Below are 6,000 nucleotides of genomic sequence, written 5' to 3' on the forward strand. Positions count from 1 at the left end.
TTTCTTGCATACGGCGCATTCGATGTTCCAAAACCGCCTCTAAAATATCGTCGCAGATTCCTTCTGACACAGCATCCGTACAAATGTCCTCTATTACCATAATGGAGCTTTTTTTATATCATCCACTTTTTTGACCGGTCGCATTGGTTTTGATAGCCTATTTTACTTCTGTTGCACAGTTTTTGCGTGATAGCCATCCAAATCATAATCTGATAATGAAGCTTTTGCTAAATTTAGGGCATATGACTACTGCGGGCCCGCTACTGCAACACTTTTACTGAACGTGTACGTATTAACTTATTGGAAGGCCTGTAAGAGATATACCGGTTTTGGCCGGTAACCTGGCATTGTAGTTGCCTCACCTTGCTTGTATTTTTGCTTATAATTATAAACCTCATATAGCTTAGCAGTGCTTCGTTGAAGTGCGTCATCAGATAACTGATCAAGTGTGTGTTAAAAAAATTGACAATCAGCACCCTGATAAGTCTTCAACATTAGTTGTTCATAGCGCTTGTTAGCGGGCTTACGAAACAACACTCAATCGATTCAAAAAAACGTGCATGATTGCAGCATCAAGTTAACTTGATAGCCGCAATCACGCACGTTTTTTATTAATCATTAATACTAACTAAAGTTTGTCGTTTCTTAATATTCAGCGCTCAATTGTACCAAGTAAAGTGGTCATTCATCCGTCAATCGAGCAGCTACCCGACTATCAGGCTGAGCGAGCACGCACTGCCGAACAGTAAGCCACCTCAACTACTAACAGCGGCGGTTATTTTCCAATTGGCGCCAGCTAACGCCACTAATCTTTCCAGTCGCCCTTTTTCCAATCATCATGGTTCCAATCATCTTTTTTCCAGTCATCGTCGTCATCACTGTGGGACTGCTCGGTATCCTTGGGCGCTCGTTTTGCTCGCTTCAACAGTACTGTCGTTGAAACAACCGTCACGAATCCAGTCGCGATAATAAAGACAAACGTCCACATGATAATATCACTAATCGACATCTTGGGGTCCCTCCCTTAATTAATGTCGCTAGTATAGCGCAGCCCAGTCACAATAGCAAAAGTACCCGGAATCGCCTGCCCACACAATGGCGATCCCGAGCACTTCCTTTGAACTGACCTGACTAATTAGTCATCATCATCTTCGTCTTCTTCATCTAGTCCGGTGCGTGCGTCATTGCCCAAGTAGGCTTGCAGTTCCCGGATGTTGCGATTATTGCTGCCGCGGTAAGCGACTAACCATGCGGCTAATGCTGGCCGGGTCTCTTTTTCAGCTAACTTGATAGCCCGGTCAACGAATAGGTTTTCCGTATCAAAATCCTTGATGGTTGCGGCCACGAGTTCATCAGCGGATTGGTACTTGAAAGCCCCGTTTTCTTCCAACATTGAATACTTGGTTAATTCAGCCGTTGTGGAAGATGGCTTTTGGTTTTCATCTAAGAGTAAGTCACCGAGTTCAGCAAACTGACGGACATTTTGGTCGATCAGTTGTTGATATTCCGTCCGCAATGCCAATGATTGCGGGCCTTTGACGTACCATTTGACCTGACTTAACTTAACATAGGCGACCATTAGATTCGACAGGATGTGATTCGTCATCGCACCGGCAGTCGGGACGTGGTGGTCAATATCACTTTGTTTTAATTCAGCGGCGTATTGTTCATCGATTGTTAATTCACTCATGAATGCGTCCTCCTATTTAACCTTAACGTTTTCTACTTCATAGCCCAAACCGGTAACGACTTGTGCCAAATCATCGGCCGACGTTACTTCTGGATCAAAGTTGGCCTTGACCTTGCTAGCATTGAATAACACTTTGACATTTTCGACACCCTCGTGGTTCGACACAGCCTTTTCAATCTTGGTCATGCATGATGGGCAGGTCAACGTTCCTAATTGCATAATAATTTTCATTTCAATTACCTCCGTATCAACTCATTTGATGGTTCTATCATAACCGGATTTTATTGATAAGAACTTGACCGCCGTCAAGAAATAATAAAAAGTTTTCGGTTACAATAAAATTGTTAAAAATCAAGCCATAGATGAAACGCGAACGCCTACGCCATAGCAGAAATCTGGTATAGTAAAGGTGAATCTAATTAGGGGGTGTTCTCATGGCAGAGCATGAATGCGTTCAGTTAGTGCCGATTTTCAAGGAACTCGCTGATGAACAGTTAGATACAATTGAAACGATCGTTCAGCATCATCACTTTCCAGCCGGCAGCACCATTTTCAGCGCTGACGACCCACTCGATTCGTTGATGATTCTCGCCAACGGCCAAGTCAAAGTCTATCAATTAGCTGCAAATGGCCGGGAACAGTTACTGTACTTATTACAAACTGGTGATATTGATGGCGAAGCTGCCTTATTCGAGAACCAACGCCGCACGTCCTTTGGCGAAGCGCTGGTTCCGACCGATGTCTGCAGCATCCGCCGCGCCGACTTTCAAGCGTTGATGCAACAATATCCTAGCATCAGCATCAACGTCTTAAACGTCTTCGGCAGACGGCTCACCCAGCTGGAACGCCAAACGACGAGCACGGCGACCGAGTCCGTCGAAGCGCGCCTAGCCAACTACCTCACGGAAACGGCGGCTGCACTCAAGACGGACGCGTTTAAATTACCATTAAAGAAGAAGGACTTGGCGACCTTCTTGGGAACCACCCCTGAAAGCATTAGCCGCAAGCTCGCCTTATTTGAACGCCAAGGCCTGATTACCCAAAAGACAGGCAAAATTATCAAAATCAACGATGCAGACCAACTGTTATTAACTGAATAAGATAATCAAACCAACCGGATGGCGATTCACAACCTGTGAGCGTTCATCCGGTTGGTTTGTTCACCCGCCTATTTTTGCGCTACTTGCGCCCGTAATCTTGGCCCAACCAATCGTATATAAGGGCCCCAATTAACGCGATTGCCGTGACTGAAGCGCGCCGTTTGGCCACTACATCCACTCGGTTTAATTTTGCCGACAGCTTTCACTGTCCAAAATCATTTTAATTTTCAGCGGTTCTCGACGATACCACTTGGATTAATCTAAGGTATAATTAAACTAGTATTAGAAAATTTATTAGGGAGTGGATTTAATGGCAACCATTAATCAAGCAGCAGTAAAACAAGATCTCTACGATGCCGTCAATGGCGAGTGGCTCAAAACCGCCGTCATTCCGGATGACCATTCTTCAACTGGTGGCTTCATGGACTTAGTCGATGCCATCGAAAAAACGTTAATGCATGATTTTGATGCCATGGCTGCGGGTTCAGTTGAACCTGATAATCCCCAGCTAGCTGAATTTATCAAGTTTTACCGCTTAGCCAAAGATTTTAAGCAACGCGACGCTAACGGGGCTGAACCACTATTACCATGCCTCAAGCAAGTCGATAGTCTAAGTGATTTTGCTGACTTACAACAACGGATGCCCGATTGGATCTACGACGGCCTCCCATTGCCATTCAGCCTGGACGTCGACGCTGACATGAAGAATACCAAGGTCAACGCCCTCTTCGCCCAAGCACCCGGCACCATTTTGCCCGACAAGACTTACTACGACGAAGGCAACCAGGCCGGCCCTAAGTTACTCGCCATCTACGCCCAAATGATGACTGAACTGCTTCAAAAGACCGGCTACGACGAAGCGGAAGCCAAACAAATCGTCGACGACACCTTGAAGTTTGACCGTTTGATCGTGCCGTGGGTCAAATCCGCTGAAGAATCCGCTGATTACAGCAAGATGTATAACCCTCGTAAATTCAACGATTTCGTCAACACGAGTCGGTACTTAGACTTGGCTGCCATCACGTATTCGGTCATCGATGGTAATCCTGAACAAGTCATCCTGCCAGAGCCAGCCTTCTTTGACTATTTCAATGAGGTGGTCAATCCGGACAACTTCGGCTTGATGAAGAACTGGATGAAAGCGAAGTTAGTTCAACGCTACAGTGGCTACTTAAGTGACGACATGCGGGTCTTAGCGACGACCTACTCCCGGGCCCTCTCTGGACAAAAGGAACCACGTAACCAGGCGAAGAGCGCCTACTACCTCGCAACCGGCACGTTTGACCAAGTCGTTGGCCTCTACTATGGTCACAAATACTTCGGTGAAGCTGCCAAAGCTGACGTGCATCAGATGGTCGAGAAAATGATTGGCGTCTACAAGCGCCGTCTGCAAGCCAACACTTGGCTCAGTGCCGATACCCGTGCCAAGGCCGTCACCAAGCTTGATAAATTAGGCATTCAAGTCGGTTACCCTGATAAATTGGAAGCCATCTACACGAAGTTCAAGACGCACACCCCTGAACAAGGCGGCAACGTGTTGAGTAACGTGCTCCACTTCAACCGACTTGCTCGGCAAGACATGTTCTCAAAATGGGGTAAGGCCACGGACCGGACGCGCTGGGAAATGAGTGCGGACACAGTCAACGCTTACTACCACCCATTCATGAATATCATCGTCTTCCCTGCAGCAATCTTGCAAGCACCGTTCTATAGTCTCGAGCAGTCTTCTAGCGCGAACTACGGTGGTATCGGTGCCGTGATTGCCCATGAAATCTCACACGCCTTCGATAACAACGGCGCACTGTTCGACGAATTTGGGAACTTGCATAACTGGTGGACAGACGAAGATTCCGCACACTTCAAGGAACTCGCCAAGTCGATGATCAGTGAATTTGACGGTCTCGACTTCGCTGGCGCTAAGGTCAACGGGACGCTGACGGTATCTGAAAACATTGCCGATGCCGGTGGTCTGAGTTGTGCTGAAGAAGCAGCCAAGGGTGAAGACGACGTCGACCTGAACGCCTTCTTCACCAACTGGGCCATGATCTGGCGGATGAAAGCAACAACGGAATACATGCAACTGTTACTTTCAATCGACGTCCACGCCCCAGCTAAGTTGCGGGCCAATGTGCAACCAAAGAATCTGGATGACTTCTACACGACCTTCGATATCCAACCTGAAGACGCGATGTACTTGGCACCAGACAAACGGGTCAAGATTTGGTAATTTGATTCTTATTGTTTAAACTAAAATAAATAACTAAAATAAATCGGTTCTTCGAGCTTGTGACTCGGAGGACCGATTTTTAGGTTGATGGGGTTGTTGGTGCTGATAGCAGACTAAAAGTAAGCCTTTATTATAACATCGAGTAAAATCATTAGTATTTTTTGAAATGTAATGATTTTTCACATGAGATATAATTGTGCTTACTTTTTTAGAAGACTAAGTGCTTTATGGTGGAATATTCAAAACAGTTACTAGTCCAAATCATCCATACCCAGCCCACCCCCAGACCCGTGGTACAATAGACTTATCGTTTCACATCGAAATAACTCATTTAAAGGAGCACGCGCTTGATGTCACAATTTGAAAAATACCATCCTATTTTGACGCCGCACTATGCATTTGATTGGCTCACAAAAGTCCGCGTGGTCGACGTCTTCAATCTCTACCAAACGACCGATACGACCGTGACCATGGCAGCGACGGCCGACCGTATCAATCAAGTGATGCGCGAGATTTTTAACGATCGTCAGCTGATTTGGGGCGTTACTGATCGGACTACGAATGATTTCTGCGGACAGGTCGGGTTTGCGCCAATTGATATGGCTGCCCACCAAGCAACGTTGACAGTCCAGCTGACGGACGCTAATCATGATGTCGCCCCCTTAACGGAAATTCTGGAACGACTCGTGGCATTCGGCACCGTCGAATTAAAACTCCAGCAGCTCAAATTAGCTTTATCTCAACCAGATTCACTTATGGGACAAGTGCTGACAACTTTGAGCTTTACGACTACCGACAACTTAAACTTTGACTACCAAGCGGCCTAGGCACCCGCACCTTTAATAGTAGGGTCAATCTTCTCAACACAAGCGTGTGGGGTTCCAGCAACGACTGACCGTTAACCGTCGTGCCCCAACAAAAAAAAGATGCACCGCCGATCCGAAACATGTCTTGTTCGGATCAGCGGTGCATCTTTTTCGAGT

General features: G+C 46.5%; 6 protein-coding genes and 1 pseudogene. 3 read left to right on the forward strand and 4 right to left on the reverse strand.

What is annotated here, in order from left to right; genetic code table 11:
- Nucleotides 1-297: 297 nt before the first annotated feature.
- The 4 genes and pseudogenes from KGF65_RS17425 to KGF65_RS09555 all read right to left on the reverse strand — a co-directional run.
- Nucleotides 298-432: pseudogene (locus tag KGF65_RS17425) on the reverse strand (hypothetical protein); the annotation flags it as partial.
- Between the two features lie 373 nt (nt 433-805).
- Nucleotides 806-1,009, reverse strand: coding sequence for a hypothetical protein (locus KGF65_RS09545; RefSeq protein WP_050338263.1), 204 nt, complete (start codon nt 1,007-1,009; stop codon nt 806-808).
- 126 nt (nt 1,010-1,135) lie between these two features.
- Entirely contained in the window at nt 1,136-1,690 is a 555-nt protein-coding gene (locus tag KGF65_RS09550; protein WP_021338046.1) for a DNA starvation/stationary phase protection protein, read from the reverse strand.
- 12 nt (nt 1,691-1,702) lie between these two features.
- Entirely contained in the window at nt 1,703-1,921 is a 219-nt protein-coding gene (locus KGF65_RS09555) for a heavy-metal-associated domain-containing protein (protein WP_014571628.1), read from the reverse strand.
- 203 nt (nt 1,922-2,124) lie between these two features.
- Here KGF65_RS09555 and KGF65_RS09560 point away from each other — a divergent pair, with 203 nt between their 5' ends.
- From KGF65_RS09560 to KGF65_RS09570, 3 genes are all read left to right on the forward strand, one after another.
- Nucleotides 2,125-2,790 (forward strand): Crp/Fnr family transcriptional regulator, encoded by a 666-nt coding sequence (locus tag KGF65_RS09560; RefSeq protein ID WP_050338262.1) that lies wholly within the window; start codon nt 2,125-2,127, stop codon nt 2,788-2,790.
- A gap of 310 nt (nt 2,791-3,100) precedes the next feature.
- Complete coding sequence (locus KGF65_RS09565; protein WP_216748078.1) at nt 3,101-5,017, forward strand: M13 family metallopeptidase; 1,917 nt, start codon at nt 3,101-3,103, stop codon at nt 5,015-5,017.
- 350 nt (nt 5,018-5,367) lie between these two features.
- Nucleotides 5,368-5,844, forward strand: coding sequence for a GNAT family N-acetyltransferase (locus KGF65_RS09570; protein ID WP_101874195.1), 477 nt, complete (start codon nt 5,368-5,370; stop codon nt 5,842-5,844).
- The last annotated feature ends 156 nt before the right edge of the window (nt 5,845-6,000 follow it).

This window comes from Lactiplantibacillus sp. 30.2.29, from assembly GCF_018991255.1.
Taxonomy (GTDB): Bacteria; Bacillota; Bacilli; order Lactobacillales; family Lactobacillaceae; genus Lactiplantibacillus; species Lactiplantibacillus pentosus.

Bases quoted from the DNA above. Each gene is read 5' to 3' on its own strand.
- KGF65_RS09555 (WP_014571628.1), bottom strand. From the start codon at position 1,921: ATGAAAATTATTATGCAATTAGGAACGTTGACCTGCCCATCATGCATG.
- KGF65_RS09560 (WP_050338262.1), top strand. From the start codon at position 2,125: ATGGCAGAGCATGAATGCGTTCAGTTAGTGCCGATTTTCAAGGAACTC.
- KGF65_RS09565 (WP_216748078.1), top strand. From the start codon at position 3,101: ATGGCAACCATTAATCAAGCAGCAGTAAAACAAGATCTCTACGATGCC.
- KGF65_RS09570 (WP_101874195.1), top strand. From the start codon at position 5,368: ATGTCACAATTTGAAAAATACCATCCTATTTTGACGCCGCACTATGCA.
- KGF65_RS09550 (WP_021338046.1), bottom strand. From the start codon at position 1,690: ATGAGTGAATTAACAATCGATGAACAATACGCCGCTGAATTAAAACAA.
- KGF65_RS09545 (WP_050338263.1), bottom strand. From the start codon at position 1,009: ATGTCGATTAGTGATATTATCATGTGGACGTTTGTCTTTATTATCGCG.